The sequence below is a fragment of the Streptomyces sp. NPDC088817 genome (assembly GCF_044750345.1).
GTDB lineage: Bacteria > Actinomycetota > Actinomycetes > Streptomycetales > Streptomycetaceae > Streptomyces.
In genome coordinates this window covers 210,956-229,291 of the sequence record NZ_JBIVJN010000008.1, presented here as the reverse complement: position 1 = coordinate 229,291, position 18,336 = coordinate 210,956, and the positions used below count along the sequence as shown (strand labels likewise).

Genomic DNA, 18,336 nt, shown 5'->3' with positions numbered 1-18,336 from the left:
GAAGCCGGCGAGCCGCTCGCCCGCGCCGCCGCGCGCGGTGCGCCCGCGCCGTGCCGGGCTCACGGCTCCTGCGCTCCGCCGCCCTCGTCCCGGCCGCCCTCGCCCGCCTCCTGGGCCGATCGGGCGGCCCGCTCCACATCGGCCTCGATCTCGGTGCGCGGCCTGCCCTCGTCGCTCGCGTACTCGCCCAGGGCGGCCTGGAGATCACGGGCAAGGTCGCGCCAGGCCCGCCACGCCGTCTCGTACGTCTCGCTCTGCGCGCCGGTCCACCGCGCCTGCGCGGGCGGTCCGTAGTTCCGGCGCAGCTGCTCGACCCGGGCGTGTGCCTCGTCGGCCGCCCGCTGCTTGGCCACGAGCTCTTCGAAGGTGTGTGACACAGCCCGGACCCTAAGCACGACCTGCGCGCGCTGCGGTCCCGACCTGCCGGGCGGGGACATGGCACACCCATGTGGCGGGTCGCGGGCGCGCGGGCGGCGGCACGGCACCGGCTCGCCCGCACGGGACGGGTGACGGAGCGTGGGGCCGTCGGAAGTCTGGTCGGTCCGGCCCTCCGCCGGGAGGGCCGGACCGACGCACTGACCGGCTGCCACCGGCCGGCAGACCGGTGGCGTGGGGGGAGCCGGTCAGCGGCCCGGGGCGAACGGCTCAGGGGGTAGCCGCTCGGGGGGCCGATCAGTGGGTCCGGCCGCGCCCGGATCCGTAGGCCGGGCCGGAGTGGTGGCCTCCGGCACCGGACTGCTGCGCACCGGACTGGCCGGTGTCCGACTGCTGCTCCGTCGCGCCGGCCGCGTCGGTGCCCGCGCCGAAGGACGCGCCCGTGGCCTCGAGGGCGGTGGTGACCGGCTGGAAGAAGGTCTCGCCGCCCCGGGTGCAGTCGCCGCTGCCGCCGGAGGTGAGGCCGACGGCGCCGCCGTCCTGGGTGAACAGGGGGCCGCCGCTGTCGCCGGGCTCGGCGCAGACGTTGGTCTGGATGAGACCGGTGACGGTGTCGACGCCGCCGTTGTCGCTCTGGAAGTTGACGGTGGCGTCGAGGCCGGTGACCGTGCCGTTGTGCAGTCCGGTGGTGCTGCCCATGCGGAACACCGTCGCGCCGACGGTGGCCTCGGCCGCCCTGTTGATCCGGACGCTCTGCCCGTTGCCGACGTCGACCGTGCTCGGCGCCTGGGTCGCCGGGTCGTCGTACGTGACGAGGGCGAGGTCGCTGCCGGGGAAGGTGGCCTGGTCCACGGTGGCCACCGGCCCGCCGTTCTGGGAGTCGGACCACTGCGCGGCCGAGACGCCGCAGTGCCCGGCGGTCAGGAAGGCGGGGCTGCCGTCGCTCGCGGTGACGTTGAAGCCGAGGGAGCAGCGGACGGTGCCGCCCTGCGTCCGGGCGAAGATGGCGTCGCCGCCGGCGGCGAAGGTCTTGAAGGTGCCGGCGGACTTCTTCAGGGTCGCCATGCCGGAGCCGAGACCGCGGACGGTGGCCTGGAGTCTGCTCCACTGTGCGCCGGTGACCGTGCTGTCGGCGGTGACCACGACCTTGTTGGTGCGCGGGTCGACGGCCCAGGAGGTGCCGGGGATGGTGGCCTCGGTCTTCAGGGTCCGGGCGGCGGACTTCAGGGCGACGGTGCTGTTGCCGACCTGGCGGACGGCCGCGCCCGCCTTCCTCGCGCGGAGGACGGCGTCGGCGTCCGAGCCCGCGATGTTGACGACGAGCCGCTGTCCGGCGCTGTCGTAGTAGGAGCCGGCGAAGGAGTCGCCGAGCGCCGCGGCGAGCCGGGTGGAGAGACCCGAGGCGTCCGCGGCCTTGAGGGTCCTGGGGGTGGCGTCGTCCGCAGCGCCGTCCTGGGAGGCGTTGGCGTTCGGAAGCAGTATCGCCGCCGCTCCGAGCGCCACCACGCCGCCCGCCGCTATCGCGGCCCTGCGCTTCGGAATTCGCTTGTGACTCAAACTTCTCGACCTCCTGGGGACGGGGTCCGTGCCGCCGTCCGGGGCGGTTGGGGGGACGCCTGGACAGCCGTTGGTACGCAGGGGGCGGCCGCCGTGTTCAATCCCGTTCGCCAACTCCCCCGCGATCGCGCCGAATCGGCCAACTCGGCGCCCGGCAGGGCCGTATGGCACGTTCCGCTACCGCAAGGCGACGTTCGGTTGCGAACAGGAAGCGGAATCCGGGCTTCGGTGAATCTGCACATCGAATGCCCAGCGGGGTCACCGTGTTCGGAGGATCTGCACAACCGTGCGCCCCCCGCGCGGTCTTCGGCGCCCGGCTCCCGGTCGACCGGCGCGTCGGCAAGGGAGGCGGTGCGCCGATGCGGTGCGGCGTGTGAAGAAGTCGCCGCCATACCGTTTCCGGGCCTGCACGGTTCTCCGGCCTCGTTGGCAAGTGCGCTGGTGAGGGGCTTGGTTGAGTGGAATCGGCGGGCGGCAGCGTGCTTACATCCATCGCAGCGCGGGACCCCGGCCGGGCGCTCGGGAAGCGGGACCCGGCACCCGCGTTCGCGGCCGTTCTTCCACGGAGAGGGCCGCTCCCCCCTTGTGAGACATCCATATGAAGGGACGTTCCAATCATGAACACGACCCCCCAGGTTGAGACCGCCGAGATCTCCGACGCCGACCTCGACAACGTCTCCGGCGGCCTGTCCGTGAACGCCCTGGGCACCGCCACCGGCCTGGTGGACGGCGTTGTCCCGGTCTCCGGCGTGGTGAACACGGCCGTCGGCACCGTCGAGGGCGCCACCGGTCTGAGCACCGCCCCGGTCGCCAACCTGGTCGCCGGTCTCTGATCGCACCTCGTCACCGCCGAGTCCCGGGACCGCCGAACGCCGGTTCCGGGACTCGCGGTTGCCGCAGAAAGCCGTAACGTGCAGTTCCGACAACAGGCCCTCGCCAAGCTCCAGTCTCCGGAGGAACTCGACCTCCCGGTGCGGCTCGCCCGTCCCCAGGGATGGCTCGTCCTGTCCGTCACCCTCGTCGCCATGGCGGCCGCGTCGCTATGGGCCGTGACGGGATCGGTCGCCTCCACGGTCGGCGCGCCCGCCATCCTCACGCACGGGCAGGGCAGTTACGTCCTGCAGAGTCCGGTCGCCGGACAGGTCACCGCGGTCCTCGCCGAGGAGGGTCAGCGGCTGCCCGCGAACTCGCCCGTGCTCACGGTGCGCACCGGCCGGGGCGAGCAGACCGTGCGCACGGTGGCCGCCGGGCGGATCACCGCGCTCGCCGCCACCATCGGCCGGATCATCTCCACCGGCGCGGACGTCGCCGCCGTGGAGAAGGTCGCCCACGCCTCCGACCCGCTGTACGCGACCGTGTACGTGCCCGCCGAGAACGCCGCCGCCATCCCCGCCGGCGCCCCGGTCGACCTGACCGTGTCCTCGGTGCCCGCCCAGCGCTACGGCGTGCTGCGCGGCCATGTGAAGGCGGTGGACCGGTCGGCCCAGTCGGCGCAGCGGATCGCCGCCTTCCTCGGGGACAGCCGGCTCGGCGAGCAGTTCACCCGGAACGGCCGGCCCGTCGCCGTACTCGTGGGCCTCGACACCTCGTCCACGACGGAGAGCGGCCTCACCTGGTCCTCCGCCGGGGGCCCGCCGTACCGGCTCGACTCCATGACCGCGGCCACCGCCTCGATCCGGCTGGCCGACCAGCGTCCCCTCGATTGGCTGCTGCCGTGACCACCACCCAGGAGACCCGCGGCCGCCGACGCGCCGCCCGGCCCGCACGGCCCGTCCCCAAGGCGCGGGGCAGGACGGTCCGCACGCCGACCGTGCTCCAGATGGAGGCCGTGGAGTGCGGCGCCGCCTCGCTCGCCATGGTCCTCGGCCACTACGGACGCCATGTCCCGCTGGAGGAACTGCGGATCGCCTGCGGCGTCTCCCGGGACGGCTCACGGGCGAGCAACCTGCTGAAGGCGGCCCGCGGTTACGGTCTGACGGCCAAGGGCATGCAGATGGACACCGCCGCCCTCGCCGGGGTGGAGGCACCGGCCGTCCTCTTCTGGGAGTTCAACCACTACGTCGTCTACGACGGCATGGGCCGCCGCCTCGGCCGGCGCGGGGTGTACGTCAACGACCCCGGCAAGGGCCGCCGTTTCGTGCCCATGGACGACTTCGACACCAGCTACACCGGTGTCGTGCTCGTGATGGAGCCCGGCGAGGACTTCCAGAAGGGCGGCCGCAGGCCCGGAGTCCTGGGCGCCCTGCCGGCCCGGATGCGCGGCACCGCGGGCACGATGCCGGCGGCGGTGCTGGCCAGTCTGCTGCTGGTCGCGGTCGGCGCGGCGGTGCCCGCGCTCAGCCGGACCTACATCGACACCTACCTGATCGGCGGCCGGACCTCGCTGCTGGGCGTGCTGTTCGCGTCGATGGGCGCGTGCGTCCTGCTCACCGTCGTACTGACCTGGTTGCAGCAGGCCAACCTGCTGCACGGGCGCCTCGTCTCCTCCACGCTCGCCGCCGCCCGCTTCCTGCGGCACCTGCTGCGGCTGCCGGTCACCTTCTTCGCCCAGCGCGCCCCGGCCGACCTGGTGCAGCGGCTGGCCTCCAACGACCAGGTGGCCGAGACCCTCGCCCGCGATCTGGCGGCGGCGGGCGTCGACGCGGTGGTCGTGGTGCTGTACGCGTTGCTGCTCTACACCTACGACCCGCAGCTGACGTTCGTCGGCATCGGCGTGGCCCTGCTGAACGTCGTGGCGATGCGGGTCGTCGTACGGCTGCGCGCCACCCGCACGGCGAAGCTGCGCGCGGACAACGCCCGGCTGACCAACACCGCCTACACCGGGCTTCAGTTGATCGAGACGATGAAGGCGACCGGCGGCGAGGACGGCTACTTCCGCAAGTGGGCCGGGCAGCACGCCGCCACCCTGGAGGAGCAGCAGCGGCTCGGGGTGCCGACCGCCTGGCTGGGTGTGGTCGCCCCGGCGCTCGCCACCCTCAACAGCGCGCTGATCCTGTGGATCGGCGGAACACGGGCCGTCGAGGGGCACATCTCGATCGGACTGCTGGTCGCGTTCCAGGCGCTGGTGACCCGGTTCACCGCGCCGCTGACCCGGCTCAACGGCGTCGCGGGCCGCATCCAGGACTTCGCGGCGGACGTGGCCCGGCTGAAGGACGTCGAGAACTTCCAGGCCGACCCCCTGTACACCCGCCCCCGCGGCTCGGACTCCGCCCGGCGGCTGCACGGGCACGTGGAGCTGGAGAACATCACCTTCGGCTACAGCCCGCTGGACAAGCCGCTGCTGACCGGCTTCGACCTGACCGTCGGACCGGGCCGGCAGGTGGCGCTCGTCGGCGGCTCCGGCAGCGGCAAGTCGACCGTCTCCCGTCTGATCTCGGGCCTCTACACGCCCTGGGACGGGGTGATCCGCATCGACGGGCTGCGCCTGGAGGACATCCCGCGCGGGGCGCTGGCGGCCTCCGTGTCGTTCGTCGACCAGGACGTGTTCCTCTTCGAGGGCACGGTCCGCGACAACGTGGCCCTGTGGGACCCGTCGATCCCGGACGACGCCGTGGTGGAGGCGCTGCGCGACGCGGCCCTCTACGAGGTCGTGACGCGCCGCCCCGGCGGCATCCACAGCAGGGTCGAGCAGGACGGCCGCAACTTCTCCGGTGGGCAGCGCCAACGCCTGGAGATCGCCCGCGCGTTGGTGCGCAGGCCCAGCATCCTCGTGCTCGACGAGGTGACCAGCGCGCTGGACGCCGAGACCGAGCAGACCGTGATGGACAACCTGCGGCGGCGCGGCTGCGCCTGCGTGGTGATCGCGCACCGGCTGTCCACCGTGCGCGACAGCGACGAGATCGTCGTGCTCCAGCACGGCACGGTCGTCGAGCGCGGGCGGCACGGGGAACTGGTGGCGCGCGGCGGCGCGTACGCGGCGCTGGTCAGGGAGCGGTGAGATGACGACAGCGGGCGAGCCGGATCTCGTGGTCGGGGCGCTCGGCTCCCTGGGCACGCCGATCGACTGCTCGGGCTTCAGCCGGCTCGACCTGGCGGGCCCCCAGGAGCTGTGGCTGGTCACGGCCGGCGCGGTGGACCTGTTCGCGGTCGACGCGGTACAGCAGGGCCACTGGCACCACCTGGGCCGGCTGGAGGCGGGCTCGCTGCTGCTCGGTCCCGTCACGGGCCCGCGGCACACCCTGGTCGCGCGCCCGCTGCGCGACTGCGTGGTGCGCCGCATCGGGCTGCGCGAGCTGTACCGGCCGGCGGGCACCGAGACCTGGTCGTACGACGAGTACGGCAATCCCCGGTACGTGCCGCCGCAGACCAGCCCGCTGGAGTACGCCCTAGCGCTGGGCGTGGGCCGCGGCCTGTCCGTGCTGTTCCAGGCGCCGATGGCCGAGGAGCGGGCGGCGGCGCCCACGGACGACGACGTGTTCTGGATGCGGGTACCGCCGGGCAGCGTGCGGTACGGGGCGCTGTACGGCGACCGGGCCGCGGCCGACCTGCTGATGGACCCCGCCCTGTGGCAGAGCATGGTCGACCAGCAGTACCGGCTGCTGACCGCCCTGGACCGCTGGATCGAGGAGCTGGAGCGCACCCACGAGACGCGGACGGCCGCAGGCATCAGGGCCGGTGAGGCGGTGCGCGCCCAGGCCGACCGGACGCTGCTGGCGTCCATCGGCCGGTTCTCGGCGGGACGGCCCACGGCCGCCGACGCCGACGCCGGGTACGCGGCCTGCGAGCTGGTCGCCCGGGCCGCCGGGATCACACTGGCCGCACCGCCCCGGGCCGGCACCGGGAGCGACCGGCTCGACCCGGTGGAGCGGGTCGCCCTGGCCTCCCGGGTGCGCACCAGGACCGTACGCCTTCAGGGCCGCTGGTGGCGGGAGGACATCGGTCCGCTGGTGGGCCGCCGGGCACTGTCCGGGGCGCCGGTCGCGCTGCTGTGGCGGCGCGGCGGATACGTCGCCGTACATCCGGCCACCGGGCGGGAGAACCCGGTGGAGAAGGCGAACGCGGAGGAGTTCGAGCCGCGCGCGGTGATGTTCTACCGGCCGCTGCCCGACCGCCCGCTCGGCCCGTCCGGGCTGCTGCGGTTCAGCCTGCGCGGCACCCGCGGCGATCTGCTGAACCTGCTGTCCGCCGGGCTGGTGACGGTCGCGCTCGGAGCGCTGGTGCCCATCGCGACCGGCAAGGTGCTCGGCGAGTACGTGCCGAGAGCCGAGCAGGGTCTCATCTCGCGGATGTGCCTGGCCGTGATCATCAGCAGTGTGGTGGCGGCGGCCTTCATGCTCCTTCAGAACCTGACCGTCCTGCGCCTCGAGGGCCGTATCGAGGCCACCCTCCAGTCGGCCGTGTGGGACCGGCTGCTGCGGCTGCCGACGAAGTTCTTCACCGAGCGCTCCACCGGTGAGCTGGCGAGCGCGGCCATGGGGGTCGGTGCGATCCGGCGGCTGCTCGCGGGGGTGGGCCCGGTGGTCGTCCAGTCGGTGACCGTGGGCGCGGTGAACCTGGGGCTGCTGTTCTGGTACAGCGCGTCCATGGCGCTGGCGGCGCTCGGCATGCTGGTGGTGATCGGCGCCGTGTTCCTCGGGCTCGGGCTGTGGCAGGCGCGGTGGCAGCGGCATCTTGTCGTGCTCACCAACAAGCTGAACAACCAGGCCTTCCAGACACTGCGCGGGCTGCCGAAGCTGCGGGTGGCGGCGGCCGAGAACTACGCGTACGCCGCCTGGGCGTCACAGTTCGCGCGCGGCCGTGAGCTTCAGCAGAAGGTGGGCCGGATCAAGAACCTCACCACGGTGCTGGGCGCGGTGTACCTGCCGGTGTGCACGCTGCTGATGTTCGTGCTGCTGGCGGGCCCGGCGCGCGGTTCCATGTCGGCGGCGGCGTTCCTGGCCTTCAACACCTCGGTGACGATGCTGCTGACCTCGGTCACCCAGCTGACCGGCGCCTTCGTCTCGGCGGTGGCCGCGCTGCCGCTGCTGGAGGAGATCAGGCCCGTGCTGGACGCCACACCCGAGGTGCGCCCGGCCAGTACCCGGCCGGGGCCGCTGTCCGGGGCGATCGAGGCGCGCCGGCTGTCGTTCCGCTACACCGACGACGGGCCGCTGGTCCTGGACGACGTGTCCTTCGGGGTGCGGCCGGGCGAGTTCGTGGCGATCGTCGGGCCCAGCGGCTGCGGCAAGTCGACGCTGCTGAGGCTGCTGATCGGGTTCGACCGGCCGCTGTCCGGCAGCGTGCTGTACGACGGCCAGGACCTGGCGGCCCTGGACCAGTCGGCCGTGCGCCGGCAGTGCGGGGTCGTGCTCCAGCACGCGCAGCCGTTCACCGGTTCGATCCTGGACGTCATCCGCGGCACGGAGCCGTGCACGGCCGAGGACGCGATGGCGGCGGCCGAGCTGGCGGGCCTCGCGCGGGACATCGAGCGGATGCCGATGGGCCTGCACACGATCGTCTCGGGAGGCGGCGCGGTCTCCGGCGGCCAGCGGCAGCGGCTGATGATCGCCCAGGCGCTGGCGCGCCGGCCGCGGATCCTCTTCTTCGACGAGGCGACCAGCGCGCTGGACAACGAGACGCAGCGCACGGTGATCGAGAGCACCCGCAAGCTCAATGCCACCCGCGTCGTCATCGCCCACCGGCTGTCGACGGTGCTGGACGCGGACCGGGTCGTCGTGCTGGAGGACGGCAGGGTCGTCCAGCAGGGGCCGCCCGCCGAACTGCTCGCGGACACGGGCGGGCGGCTGCACGAACTGGTGCGGCGGCAGCTGGCGTGAGCGCCGGTCCGGGCCGTCGCGCGGTGGCCCGGACCGTGTCAGTCCCGGCCCGGGATCGGGGCACCGGAGGGGACTCCGGCGGCGACGTACGCCTCGTAGAAGCCCTTCCACGGGGCGTGCACTCCGGCATGCGGTCCCTCGAAGCGCTCGCCGCGCGCCCTGGCGTCCAGGGCGGCCAGGCAGACCTCCCAGCCGGCGCCGTTGCGGGCGGCGGTGTCCTCGGTGGCGAGGACGTCGGTGAGGGTGAAGCGGGTGTGCCGGTCGTCGATCTCTTCGAGGTCGAAGTGGAGTTCGCCGTCGCCCCACTCGAAGGACAGATGGCGGGGCGGGTCGACGGCGAGCACGGTGCCGGTGAACTCCTCCGCCCCCGTCTCCCCGCGGAAGGCGATGGCGCCGCCGGGCCGCAGGTCCATCTCGGCGCGGAAGGGGAACCACTGCGCGAGTTCGCCGGGGTCGGTCACGAAGTGCCAGACGCGGTCCACGGGGTGGCCGTGGATGCGGGTGAAGCGAAGGGCGGGGCGGTCGTCGCCGAGCCGCAGAAACGTGCCGGTGAGGTCCGCGAGCATGGGGATCAGTCCTTCGGGGTCTGCCTCGGGAGAGGGGTCGGCGTCGACGGAATGTACCGGGCCGGGCCCGTGCGGGACGCATGGAACCGCCGGTCCGGGTACGCGTGGGGCACGAGATCAACCACCGGCCGCCCCAGTGGCCGCGTGGTTCCGCCCGAAGCGAACCGGACGAGGACAGGAGGCGGTCATGGCCGAGAAGCCCGGGAAGCGCGGGAACACCGGCGGCGGCGAGCGGCGCGCCGACCGGCCGGAGACGGCGGCGGGCGAGGCGCTGCGCGAGTTCGAGGACGCCGAGAGGGATGTCACCGGCGCCGCCGGGCGGCGCCACCGGGGCGAGGCGGGCGATGCCACCACGCCGAACACCCGGGCCGAGGAGGAGTCCGAGGGCGATTGACCCGGGCGGCCCCGGCGCGCCTGTCCGGCCGGGAAGGACGGATGTGGCCCGCCGGGCGTCACGGGTACCCGGGGCCCATGGCCGACGATCGGCGAGGACCCGAGCTGCCTCCCGCCCGTGGGCCGGTCTCCGCGGCCGTGACGGCGTATCTGCGGGGCACCGGTCCGCTGCCCCGCGCCGAGGACGCCGGCGGCGCGGCGGCGTACGGCGACGATCTCCAGCTCGCCCTGTACCTCTGCTACGAGCTGCACTACCGCGGTTTCGCGGAGGTCGAGGCCCGGTACGAGTGGGACCCGGCCCTGCTGGCGGTCCGCTCGGCTCTGGAGCACCGCTTCCTGACCGCCCTGCGCGCCGACACGCCCGTGCACGACAGCCTCGACGAGGCACTCGCGGAGCTGCTCGTCGAGCCGGTCGACGGCACCGGCGTCAGCCACTACCTGCGGGACGAGGGCACGCTGTGGCAGCTGCGCGAGTACGCGGCACAGCGCTCCCTGTACCACCTCAAGGAGGCCGACCCGCATGCCTGGGTGCTGCCGCGCCTGTGGGGCCGGGCCAAGGCGGCGATGGCGGCGGTCGAGTTCGACGAGTGGGGCGGCGGCCGCGCCGAGCGCGTCCACGCCCGGCTGTTCGCGGACCTGATGGCGGACCTGGGCCTGGACACGGCGTACGGCCGCCACCTGGACGCGGCCACTGCGGAAGCGCTGGCGACGGTGAACCTGATGTCCCTGTTCGGCCTGCACCGCGAGCTGCGGGGCGCCCTGGTGGGGCATTTCGCCGCGGTCGAGATCACCTCCTCCCCCGGCTCCCGCCGACTGGCCGAGGCCATGCGCCGGACGGGCGCGGGGCCGGCCGCGCGCTTCTTCTACGACGAGCACGTGGAGGCGGACGCGGTGCACGAGCAGGTCGTACGCCACGACGTCATCGGCGGGCTGCTGGCCGAGGAGCCGGAGCTGGCGTCCGACGTGGCCTTCGGCGTCGACGCGACCGGGTACCTGGAGGACCGCTTGGCCGGACGGCTGCTCGCCGACTGGCGGGCAGGGCGGTCGTCGCTGCGGACACCCCTCGCGGCGGAAACGACCGGTATCTCCTGAATGCCCGGGGTACCCGCCGGATGTGAACGCACTGCTGCTGCCGGGTGTCTACGCCCCGCAGGACGACACCGCGCTGCTGGCCGAGGCCCTGTCCGACGAACCGTGGGAGCCGGGCGCGCGGGTCCTCGACGTGGGCACCGGGAGCGGCGCGCTGGCGCTGGTGGCCGCCCGGCGGGGAGCCCGGGTGACGGCGGTGGACGTGTCCTGGCGCGCGGTGTGGACGGCCCGGCTCAACGCCCGGCGCAGCCGGCTTCCGGTCCGCATCCACCGCGGGAACCTCTTCGGTCCGGTGCGCGGACGGTCCTTCGACCTGGTCCTCGCCAACCCGCCGTACGTCCCGGCCCCCGACACCCGGCGCGGGCCGCGCGGCAGGCGCCGGGCCTGGGACGCGGGCCGCGACGGGCGGCTCGTCCTGGACCGGATCTGCCGGGACGCGCCCCGGCTGCTGCGGCCCGGTGGCGTGCTGCTGGTCGTGCACTCCGCGCTGAGCGATCCCGGCCTGAGCCTGCGCCGGCTGCGTGCGGCCGGCCTGGAGGCAGCGGTGGTGCGCCGCCGCCTCATCGCCTTCGGCCCCGTCCTGCGGTCGCGGAGCGGCTGGCTGCGTGAGCGCGGTCTGCTGTCCGCGGCGGAAGCGGCCGACGAGAGGGAAGAGCTGGTGGTGATCCGTGCCGAACGCCCGCCCCGACAAGGGTGACGCCCCGAACACCTCCGCGGACGGACCGCGGCCCGGCCCGCCCCGCCGGGTCACGATGCGGCGCCGCGGTCCGATCCTGGTCGACGGGCCGGTCGAGGTGGAACTGGAGGACGGCAGCACCGTCTTCTCGGACCGCTTCCGCGTCGCCCTGTGCACCTGCCGCCGCAGCCGCCGCTACCCCTGGTGCGACACCAGCCACCGCGACCGGGCGTAGCGGACGCCCCGCCTCGGCGGTGCCGCGGCCTGTGCCAGGGGCCGGCGGGCGGCCCCACTCCGCCCGCCGGCCCCTGGTGCGGAATCGCCCCGTCCCCGCCGTGGGCCCCGCGCTCCCCAGCCACGGGACCTCCAGGCGCGCTCGGGACGCGCGATTCCGGCTCTCAGAACGCGAAGACGCTCGTCACCGAAGCGTTCTTCACGCACTCGTTGGCGTAGGTGCGCTCGTAGGAGACGCGCCTGCCCTGCCACACGCCCTCGGCCGTGACCACCACGGGGTTGTACTCCTTGGTGCACACCACGTGGTCGCCCGGCCTGAGCGTCGCGAAGTCGCCGTCCGTGCCGCGCAGTTCCGCGCACGCCTCGCTCGCCGCCGGGTGGGTGCCGGAGGGCGTGGGGGCGCAGCTCAGGGTGACGGCGCGCTCGGGTGCGGCGACCGCCGCGGCGACGCCGTGGCCCACGGTGAGCACCAGGGTCGAGGGGGCGTGGACCGCGGCGGCGGCCGGTCCGGCGAGGGGTCCGCAGACGGCGGTGGCCGTCAGGCCGAGAGTCGCTGCCCAGCGTGCGGTGTTCCGCATCGTGCGTTTCCTTCCGCCGGAAGTCGTCGGGTGCCGGTCCGGGCTCGGTCGGTGCCGGGGCGGCGTGCCGGAGTCTGCCGAGTCCGCGACGGAAACTCACGTCGAACCCGCGGGTTTCGGTAACCTTGCGTATTGAATCAGTGGCGCGAAGTCACGGAACGGCGCCACGGCAGCCCTTTGCCCACGGGCCCGACGATCACGGGATCCGGCCGGATGGCCTGTTTCCCGGCGTCCGTCAATCGTCCTGAAACTTTCCCTTTCCGCTCTCGGCGGACTTGTCCGTGACCCCTTGTGTTCATGATGGTGTCGCGTAATCGTCATTACATGATTACGACAGAGCAGCTGGAAAAAGTGCGCGGCTGGTTCGCAGGCCGTCTGCCGGACGATCTGTTCGAGGAACTGGTCGAGGTGGCGGTGGACCGCGAGGAGATCACCGTCATCGGCCGGATACCCGCACCGCGGGTATCCGAGGACGCCGGGTCCGCGGAGCGGGAGGCGGCCGTCGAGGGCCGGGTGCGGGAGTTCCGGGAGCGCACCCGTGAGGACCGGATGGCGGTGGCCCGCGAGGGCGAGCACCGGTTCGGCCGGAAGGTGTCCTGGGGCGTGGAGTGCGCCGGGCGGCGCGCCCTGTTCACGCATGTCGCCGCGCCCGTCATGACGCGGCTGCGCCAGCCCGAGCGTCAGGTCCTCGACACCCTGATCGCGGGCGGCGTCGCCCGGAGCCGCAGTGACGCCCTCGCCTGGTGCGTCCGCCTGGTCCAGCGGCACACCGACGAGTGGCTCGGCGAACTGCGCGCGTCGCTGGAACACGTGCAGCGGGTCCGGGCGCAGGGGCCCGATGCCCGGCCCGAGGGCACCCACGACGAGGACGCTCACGGCGCGCAGGAGTGAGCGGAGGGTGGAGGATTCGTCCAGCGGGGGCGGAAAAGATGGATGAACCGTCCTCTGGTGTGGTTCGGGTGCGGCGTCTTAGCGTCAGCGGACCCCCGAGGACGGTGATCTTTCCGGCGCACACCCCGCGTCGGCGAGCGCCCGTCCGCCCGCCGCGCCACCAGGCGCTCCACCGCCGTCCTCCGATGGAGCCCCCATGTCCCCGCAGCAGTCACCGCAGGCCCAGGCGCCTGCCTCCTCCTCCGCCGCGCCGTCCCTCACCGAGGTCGAGACCCACGGCATCGAGCGCATCCCCGACGACGACCGCTCCGCCCGGCCCCTGGACCTGTTCCGCATCGCCTTCGGCGGCGCGAACACCTTCTCCACCTGCGTTCTCGGCGCCTTCCCGATCCTGTTCGGCCTCTCCTTCTGGCAGGGCCTGGCCGCCACCGTCCTCGGGGTCGTCGCGGGCGCGCTGATCCTGTGCCCGATGGCGGTGTTCGGCCCCGTCAACGGCACCAACAACGCGGTCTCCTCCTCGGCGCACCTCGGTGTCCACGGCCGGGTGGTCGGCTCGTTCCTGTCGCTGCTGACCGCCACCGCGTTCTTCTCCATCTCGGTGTGGAGCTCGGGCGACGCCCTGGTCGGCGGCGCGCACCGGCTCTTCGGCCTGCCGCGCGGCACCGCGTCGTACGCCGTCGCCTACGCGCTGTTCGCCGCGCTGGTCCTCGTGGTCTGCGTCTACGGCTTCCGCTTCATGCTGTTCGTCAACAAGATCGCGGTGACCTCCGCGAGCGTGCTGTTCCTGCTCGGCGCGATCGCGTTCGCCGGCGACTTCGACCCGGGCTACGCCGGGGTGTTCACCGCCTCGGCGGACGCGGCCACGCGGTCCATGTTCTGGCCGTCGTTCATCGGCGCGGCCCTGATCGTGCTGTCCAACCCGGTGTCGTTCGGCGCGTTCCTCGGCGACTGGTCGCGCTACATCCCGGCGGACGCCCCACGCCGTCGCGTGGTCGGCGCCGCGTTCCTGGCGCAGATCGCCACCCTGCTGCCGTTCGTCTTCGGTCTGGCGACGGCGAGCATCATCGCCACCAAGGCCCCCTCGTACGTCGACCCGGACGCTCCGGACTTCGTGGGCGGGTTGCTCGCGATCTCGCCGAGCTGGTTCTTCCTGCCGGTGTGCCTGCTCGCGCTGATCGGCGGCATGTCGACCGGCACGACCTCCCTGTACGGCACCGGCCTCGACTTCGCCTCGGTGGTTCCGTGGCTGTCCCGGGTGCGGGCGACGGTGCTGGTCGGCCTGCTGGCCTTCGCGTTCATCTTCATCGGGCGGTTCGCGCTGAACCTGGTGCAGTCGATCTCGACGTTCGCCACGATGATCGTCACCTGCACCACGCCGTGGATGGTCGTGATGATGCTCGGCTTCTGCACGCGCCGCGGCTGGTACGACCCGGACGCGCTCCAGGTCTTCAACCGCCGTCAGCGCGGCGGCCGTTACTGGTTCGCCCACGGCTGGAACTGGCGCGGTCTCACCGCCTGGTGGGTGTCGGCGCTGATCGGGGTGCTGTTCACCAACATCCCCGGGCAGTTCGTCGGTCCCCTGGGCGACGTGGCGAACGGTGTCGACATCAGCCTGCCGCTGTCGCTGGCGTCGGCCGCGGTGCTGTACCTCGCGCTGCTGTGGCTGTTCCCCGAGCCCCGGGCCGTCTACGGTCCCGAGGGTCCGCGGCTGGTCCGTGCCGTCGACGTCCCGGTGCCGCCGGTCACCGGACCGGGCGCGCGGGACGGCGACGCGGCGGCGGTGCCCGCGACGACCGGCTGACCGGTCGGGGAGGGCGGGGCGCCGCCCTCCCGGGCCTGCGGCGCCCGGTGCGCGGGGCGTTGTCACACCCCGGGGATACGTTGGTGGGCATGACTCACTTCGTACTGGTGGCGGGGGCGTGGCTGGGCGCCTGGGCGTGGGACGAGGTGCTGCCCGGCCTGCGCGAGGCCGGGCACGACGTCCACGCCCTCACCCTCAGCGGTCTCGCCGAGAAGAAGGACCTGCCGGCCGGGCAGCGGACCCACGTCCAGGACATCGTCGGCCACGTGGAGCGCCACGGCCTGCGGGACGTCGTCCTGGTCGGGCACAGCTACTCGGGCATCCCGGTCGGCCAGGCGGCCGAGCGGATCGGCGGCCGGCTGCGGCGCGTGGTGTTCGTGGACTCCAACGTGCCGGTCGACGGCCGGCCGTTCCTCTCGGGGTTCGACAGCGACGACGTCCGCCGGGCGCTCGAAGCGCACGGCGGTTTCTGGCCGCCGCTGCCCCCGGACGCCTACGCCGGCCAGGAGCTGACCGACGAGCAGATCCAGCGCATCGTCACCGAGGGCACACCGCACCCCGGCGCCACGCTCACCGAGCCGGCCGTGCTGCGGCGCCCGGTGGGCGAGCTGCCGGCGACGTACGTCAAGTGCCTCCTGGACGGTCCCGAGCCGATGCCCACCGTGGCCGAGGCGCTCAGAAGCGAGCGCTGGAACCTGGTGGAGATGAACACCGGCCACTGGCCGATGCTCTCCCGCCCCCACGAACTGGCCACGCTCCTGGCCGAGTCCGCGCCCCGAACCTGACGACCACGCACTCCGCTCCCGGCCCCGCTCACGGACGGCTTCCGGCGCGCCGGGAAGGGCGGTGCTGGAAGCCTGCCGTGAGGGCGATGTGTCGGTTTACAGCGTGACGTTCGGCTGTGTGGAGTGGTGGGTGGGTGGGGTGCTTGTTCCGGCTACCGAGAGGGGGCCCGGGGTCACCGTCACGGGGTCGGCCGACCAGCGCTGCGTGGCGGTGCCGTCGTCGACCTTGACGACGATGTCCGCCTCCGCCTGCGCCGCGGCGGTGAGGGCGAGTCCCTCGCCCCAGCGGGGCAGCAACTCCCCCTGCGCGCCGATGTCGTAGCGCACGTCGGGGCCCCGCCCGTCACCGGCCTCGGCGCACGTGCCGAGGACGACCACGCCCGCGTCCGCGTGCGAGTCCAGGCACAGGCCGGGGGCGGCGACGCTGCGCAGCAGTCCGTCGCCCTCCAGCGTCCACCGCTGGTTCCAGGCCGAGGAGCACTCGGCCAGTTCGGTGGCGGCCCCGGCCTTCGGCTCGCCGCGGACGGCCAGGCACAGCCCGGCCGCGATGTTGCGCAGCCGGGTCTCGTCGGACGACGGGGACGGCGTGGTGGAGCGGGGCGTCGCAAAACCGTCGGGCGGGGTGCGGGAGTCCGTGCCGTGCGCCGTGTCCCGCGTGCCGGTCGCGCCGGTGGACGCGGCCGGGGCGGTGCCGTCGCCGTGCGACCACAGGCTGACGCCGAGCACGGTCGCGAGCACTGAGGCGGAGACCAGGCCGAGGCCGGTGCGCAGCGCCCGGGACGACCGCGGGCCGTCGGAGGCGCGGCGGCCCGGCGCGGCGAGCCGGGACAGCGGCCCGCCGGCGCCCGACCGTCTTCCACCGTGCCGGCCGGAGCCCTTCGTGCGCGTGGTCTGCCCGGCGCGGCCCGGACGGGAGTCGACATAGCGGCGGGCGCCCCAGCCGAGCACCGCCTCGGCGAGCAGCGCGCCCGGCGCGTTCTCCACCTGACCGAGCTGCGCGGCGGCGTCCCGGCAGTAGCGGCACTCGTCCATGTGCCGTTTGACGTCCGGCAGCAGGCCGCCGCCGCGGCGGATCGGCGCCTCCAGCAGCCGGTTGTAGTAGCGGCAGTCGTCGCTAGGCGCGAGTTCGCGGTGGGCGCGCACGCAGCCCTCGCGGAACTTGTCCCGGGCCTCCTCCAGGGTGCGGAGGGCGGTCTCCTGGTCCATGCCCAGCAACCCGGCCGGGACATCGAGCGGTTCGGCCTCGACCTCGGTGTGCCACAGCAGGCACCGGGCGGCCGGGACGAGGGCCTCGTAGGACCGCTGGGCGAGCCGGCGGTTGTCCGGGACCAGGGTCGCGGCGGCCTTCATGCCCCGGCCGCCGGCGGGCTTGTTCAGCTCGGGCAGCGCGGCGGATATACGGTCCTCGGCGGCCCAGAGCCGGACCGTGTCCCGCACGGTCAGCAGCAGCCGCGGGCGCAGCGCGACGCCCGGCTCGCCCACGGTCAGTCGGTCGAAGACCTGGTGGAAGGCGGCCGAGGTCACCATGGCCGCGAGGGGCGCCGACGAGGCGAGGCAGATCACCGCGTAGTCGTGGACGGGCTGCCAGTGGCGTGCGATCAGCAGGGCGACGCAGTGGGCGACTTCGTCGTCGGTGCTGCCGGAGAGCCGGGCGGCGATGGATTCGTCGGGCTCCCCGGGGATCCAGCCGGGCGGCGGGCTGGGGGGACGAGAGGGGTGGGGGGTGGGCACGAAAGGCTTCCTTTGGTACGTACCGGTGTGGAGCGGGCCCGCGGGTCTGGCACACGGCCGGCGGACGAATCGGCTCGACTCCCCAACTGTTGCTTCGGAACCGGCCCTTGCCCACGCACGGGCCGCTCAGCCTTGCACAGCTCCTTGACGCGCAACAAGACACGCGGACAACACGGGCATCATTGACGGAAATTCAGGAAGCGGGACGTCACGGGGGCATGCGGCAAGGGGTGTCAGATCTCCCAGGTGCGCAGACGGTCGGCGGCGCCGTAGACGTCGGTCTTGCCGGACATCAGGTCGCGGGTGAGGTCGACGAGGGCGCCGTAGGGCGGGTCGATGCCGACGCCGCTGACGTACATGTAGGCCACGGCCGTCGCGCAGGCGAAGCGGGCGTTGGCCGACGGCAGGGGCTTGAGCAGGGCGAGGGTGTGCAGCAGGGCGGCGGCCCGCCAGGCGGGGTCGGAGTCGACGCCGAGTCGCGGCGGGTCGACGCGGTGGCGGGCGACGGCGGCCACCAGGGCCGAGAAGTCGTCCACCGCGGGCTGGTCCGGCAGGACCTCCTCGTGCCGCTGGAGCAGCCAGGGCACGTCGATGTGGATGACGGGAGTCATCGGTCAGGCTGCCCGCCCCTCGCCCTTCGCGGCTGCCTCGTCCTCGGGAAAGGCCGTCGCGAACTCGTCCGCGTGGGCGGTGAAGAACCGCCGGAAGGCCTCGGCACCCTCCTGGAGGGCCCGGTGCCTGGCTATGTCCGCGGCGGCGGCCTCGCGTACGAGTGCCTTCATCGACGTGCCGCGTTCCTTGGCGATCTGGCGCAGGTCCTCGAGCTCGCGGTCGCTGAACTCCACATTGAGAGCTGGCATGGTCCACACGGTACCGCCCGGGTACTTTCCCGTAAATACCCGCTG

18 protein-coding genes are annotated in these 18,336 nt (G+C 73.7%); 11 read left to right on the top strand and 7 right to left on the bottom strand.

Features of this window, described 5'->3' with window-relative positions; genetic code table 11:
• Positions 1-59 precede the first annotated feature (59 nt).
• Together ACIP4X_RS17370 and ACIP4X_RS17365 are read right to left on the bottom strand one after the other, a co-directional pair.
• The gene (locus ACIP4X_RS17370) at positions 60-377 is read right to left on the bottom strand and encodes a hypothetical protein (RefSeq protein ID WP_358729736.1); all 318 of its coding nucleotides are present in this window, start codon (positions 375-377) and stop codon (positions 60-62) included.
• A gap of 295 nt (positions 378-672) precedes the next feature.
• Positions 673-1,932, bottom strand: a complete 1,260-nt coding sequence (locus ACIP4X_RS17365; RefSeq protein ID WP_358729737.1) for a S1 family peptidase — start codon at positions 1,930-1,932, stop codon at positions 673-675.
• A gap of 617 nt (positions 1,933-2,549) precedes the next feature.
• Between ACIP4X_RS17365 and ACIP4X_RS17360 the strand changes: the two genes are divergently transcribed.
• The 4 genes from ACIP4X_RS17360 (at position 2,550) to ACIP4X_RS17345 (ending at position 8,687) form a co-directional block, all read left to right on the top strand.
• Positions 2,550-2,765: a type A2 lantipeptide gene (locus ACIP4X_RS17360; protein WP_358729738.1), complete on the top strand. Its 216-nt coding sequence runs from the start codon at positions 2,550-2,552 to the stop codon at positions 2,763-2,765.
• A gap of 78 nt (positions 2,766-2,843) precedes the next feature.
• On the top strand, positions 2,844-3,650 hold the full coding sequence (locus ACIP4X_RS17355) for an HlyD family efflux transporter periplasmic adaptor subunit (RefSeq protein WP_358729739.1): 807 nt from the start codon (positions 2,844-2,846) through the stop codon (positions 3,648-3,650).
• Positions 3,647-5,869 carry an NHLP family bacteriocin export ABC transporter peptidase/permease/ATPase subunit gene (locus tag ACIP4X_RS17350; protein WP_358729740.1) on the top strand — a complete coding sequence of 741 codons (2,223 nt, stop codon included), beginning with the start codon at positions 3,647-3,649 and terminating at the stop codon, positions 5,867-5,869. The genes ACIP4X_RS17355 and ACIP4X_RS17350 overlap by 4 nt, the downstream gene beginning before the upstream one ends.
• 1 nt (position 5,870) lies before the next feature.
• Positions 5,871-8,687: an NHLP bacteriocin export ABC transporter permease/ATPase subunit gene (locus ACIP4X_RS17345; protein ID WP_391454521.1), complete on the top strand. Its 2,817-nt coding sequence runs from the start codon at positions 5,871-5,873 to the stop codon at positions 8,685-8,687.
• A 38-nt stretch (positions 8,688-8,725) separates the two neighbouring features.
• Here ACIP4X_RS17345 and ACIP4X_RS17340 read toward each other — a convergent pair whose 3' ends face one another.
• Positions 8,726-9,253: an SRPBCC domain-containing protein gene (locus ACIP4X_RS17340; protein WP_391454524.1), complete on the bottom strand. Its 528-nt coding sequence runs from the start codon at positions 9,251-9,253 to the stop codon at positions 8,726-8,728.
• 187 nt (positions 9,254-9,440) lie between these two features.
• Here ACIP4X_RS17340 and ACIP4X_RS17335 point away from each other — a divergent pair, with 187 nt between their 5' ends.
• From ACIP4X_RS17335 to ACIP4X_RS17320, 4 genes are all read left to right on the top strand, one after another.
• On the top strand, positions 9,441-9,647 hold the full coding sequence (locus ACIP4X_RS17335) for a hypothetical protein (RefSeq protein ID WP_391454526.1): 207 nt from the start codon (positions 9,441-9,443) through the stop codon (positions 9,645-9,647).
• A gap of 77 nt (positions 9,648-9,724) precedes the next feature.
• Positions 9,725-10,738, top strand: a complete 1,014-nt coding sequence (locus ACIP4X_RS17330; protein ID WP_391454528.1) for an iron-containing redox enzyme family protein — start codon at positions 9,725-9,727, stop codon at positions 10,736-10,738.
• Between the two features lie 22 nt (positions 10,739-10,760).
• A complete protein-coding gene (locus ACIP4X_RS17325) occupies positions 10,761-11,432 on the top strand; it encodes a HemK2/MTQ2 family protein methyltransferase (RefSeq protein WP_358729745.1) in 672 nt (223 codons plus the stop codon).
• On the top strand, positions 11,404-11,646 hold the full coding sequence (locus tag ACIP4X_RS17320; protein ID WP_391454532.1) for a CDGSH iron-sulfur domain-containing protein: 243 nt from the start codon (positions 11,404-11,406) through the stop codon (positions 11,644-11,646). Before ACIP4X_RS17325 ends, ACIP4X_RS17320 begins: the two co-directional genes overlap by 29 nt.
• 163 nt (positions 11,647-11,809) lie before the next feature.
• Here the strand turns inward: ACIP4X_RS17320 and ACIP4X_RS17315 are convergent, their stop codons facing one another.
• Positions 11,810-12,223 carry a subtilase-type protease inhibitor gene (locus ACIP4X_RS17315; protein ID WP_401348992.1) on the bottom strand — a complete coding sequence of 138 codons (414 nt, stop codon included), beginning with the start codon at positions 12,221-12,223 and terminating at the stop codon, positions 11,810-11,812.
• A gap of 324 nt (positions 12,224-12,547) precedes the next feature.
• On the opposite strand from ACIP4X_RS17315, the gene ACIP4X_RS17310 reads away from it, so the two are divergent.
• The 3 genes from ACIP4X_RS17310 (at position 12,548) to ACIP4X_RS17300 (ending at position 15,700) form a co-directional block, all read left to right on the top strand.
• Positions 12,548-13,114: a hypothetical protein gene (locus ACIP4X_RS17310; RefSeq protein ID WP_358729748.1), complete on the top strand. Its 567-nt coding sequence runs from the start codon at positions 12,548-12,550 to the stop codon at positions 13,112-13,114.
• A 196-nt stretch (positions 13,115-13,310) separates the two neighbouring features.
• Positions 13,311-14,915, top strand: coding sequence for a cytosine permease (locus tag ACIP4X_RS17305; protein WP_391454535.1), 1,605 nt, complete (start codon positions 13,311-13,313; stop codon positions 14,913-14,915).
• An 89-nt stretch (positions 14,916-15,004) separates the two neighbouring features.
• Positions 15,005-15,700 carry an alpha/beta fold hydrolase gene (locus tag ACIP4X_RS17300; RefSeq protein ID WP_391454537.1) on the top strand — a complete coding sequence of 232 codons (696 nt, stop codon included), beginning with the start codon at positions 15,005-15,007 and terminating at the stop codon, positions 15,698-15,700.
• A gap of 96 nt (positions 15,701-15,796) precedes the next feature.
• Here ACIP4X_RS17300 and ACIP4X_RS17295 read toward each other — a convergent pair whose 3' ends face one another.
• The 3 genes from ACIP4X_RS17295 to ACIP4X_RS17285 form a co-directional block, all read right to left on the bottom strand.
• The gene (locus ACIP4X_RS17295; RefSeq protein ID WP_391454539.1) at positions 15,797-17,431 is read right to left on the bottom strand and encodes a ricin-type beta-trefoil lectin domain protein; all 1,635 of its coding nucleotides are present in this window, start codon (positions 17,429-17,431) and stop codon (positions 15,797-15,799) included.
• Positions 17,432-17,664: 233 nt separating this feature from the next.
• Positions 17,665-18,042, bottom strand: a complete 378-nt coding sequence (locus ACIP4X_RS17290; RefSeq protein WP_358729752.1) for a toxin Doc — start codon at positions 18,040-18,042, stop codon at positions 17,665-17,667.
• A 3-nt stretch (positions 18,043-18,045) separates the two neighbouring features.
• Positions 18,046-18,291 (bottom strand): hypothetical protein, encoded by a 246-nt coding sequence (locus ACIP4X_RS17285; protein WP_358729753.1) that lies wholly within the window; start codon positions 18,289-18,291, stop codon positions 18,046-18,048.
• Positions 18,292-18,336: the final 45 nt, after the last annotated feature.

Excerpts from the sequence above, each read along its gene's own strand:
- ACIP4X_RS17360 (WP_358729738.1), top strand. The coding sequence starts at position 2,550 with ATGAACACGACCCCCCAGGTTGAGACCGCCGAGATCTCCGACGCCGAC.
- ACIP4X_RS17345 (WP_391454521.1), top strand. The coding sequence starts at position 5,871 with ATGACGACAGCGGGCGAGCCGGATCTCGTGGTCGGGGCGCTCGGCTCC.
- ACIP4X_RS17340 (WP_391454524.1), bottom strand. The coding sequence starts at position 9,253 with ATGCTCGCGGACCTCACCGGCACGTTTCTGCGGCTCGGCGACGACCGC.
- ACIP4X_RS17335 (WP_391454526.1), top strand. The coding sequence starts at position 9,441 with ATGGCCGAGAAGCCCGGGAAGCGCGGGAACACCGGCGGCGGCGAGCGG.
- ACIP4X_RS17330 (WP_391454528.1), top strand. The coding sequence starts at position 9,725 with ATGGCCGACGATCGGCGAGGACCCGAGCTGCCTCCCGCCCGTGGGCCG.
- ACIP4X_RS17315 (WP_401348992.1), bottom strand. The coding sequence starts at position 12,223 with ATGCGGAACACCGCACGCTGGGCAGCGACTCTCGGCCTGACGGCCACC.
- ACIP4X_RS17310 (WP_358729748.1), top strand. The coding sequence starts at position 12,548 with ATGATTACGACAGAGCAGCTGGAAAAAGTGCGCGGCTGGTTCGCAGGC.
- ACIP4X_RS17305 (WP_391454535.1), top strand. The coding sequence starts at position 13,311 with ATGTCCCCGCAGCAGTCACCGCAGGCCCAGGCGCCTGCCTCCTCCTCC.
- ACIP4X_RS17300 (WP_391454537.1), top strand. The coding sequence starts at position 15,005 with ATGACTCACTTCGTACTGGTGGCGGGGGCGTGGCTGGGCGCCTGGGCG.
- ACIP4X_RS17290 (WP_358729752.1), bottom strand. The coding sequence starts at position 18,042 with ATGACTCCCGTCATCCACATCGACGTGCCCTGGCTGCTCCAGCGGCAC.
- ACIP4X_RS17285 (WP_358729753.1), bottom strand. The coding sequence starts at position 18,291 with ATGCCAGCTCTCAATGTGGAGTTCAGCGACCGCGAGCTCGAGGACCTG.